The following is a 645-nucleotide window of genomic DNA, read 5'->3' on the forward strand; positions in this document are numbered from 1 at the left end:
CATGGCCGTCCCGCCCAATCTTGTTGAGCTCGCGCAGGAAGCAGGCCTGGCGGCCATCGGCTACGGACCCGACATGCACGACTTCTGGAGCGACGAGTTCATCCGCGACTTCTGGAAGAATTTCGTGCGCGGGCCCATCAAGTTGATGCGCGACGCATGGGAGCCGGTGCTGCGGAACTGGCAGCTGATGAGCTCGTCACTGATGTCGGTCGGTGCCGGCGCCGATTTGATCTTCACCGGACAGCTCTACCAGGACCTCGCGATCAACGTCGCCGACTACTACCGCATTCCGATGGCCACGCTGCATTACATTCCGATGCGGCCCAACGGCGAGCTGATTCCGGCACTGCCCGGGCCGATGGTCCGTACCGGGATGGCGGTGTACGACTGGATGTGTTGGCGGATGAACAAGAGGGCCGAGGACCGGCAGCGCCGCGAACTCGGACTGCCCACCGCCACCGTCGCCTCACCGCGCCGGATCGCCGAACGCGGGTCGCTGGAAATCCAGGCCTATGACGAGGTCTGTTTCCCCGGCCTGGCCGCCGAATGGGCGAAGTGGGGCGCTCAACGCCCGTTCGTGGGGTCGCTGACCATGGAGCTGACCACCGACGCCGACGACGAGGTCGCATCGTGGATCGCGGCGGG

Annotated in this window: 1 pseudogene; it reads left to right on the forward strand. The window is 65.6% G+C overall.

Features of this window, described 5'->3' with window-relative positions:
• Window positions 1-645 (forward strand): annotated as a pseudogene (locus tag A9X04_RS20905) (glycosyl transferase family 1); the annotation flags it as partial.

The sequence above is a fragment of the Mycobacterium sp. E3247 genome (assembly GCF_001667785.1).
Classification (GTDB): domain Bacteria; phylum Actinomycetota; class Actinomycetes; order Mycobacteriales; family Mycobacteriaceae; genus Mycobacterium.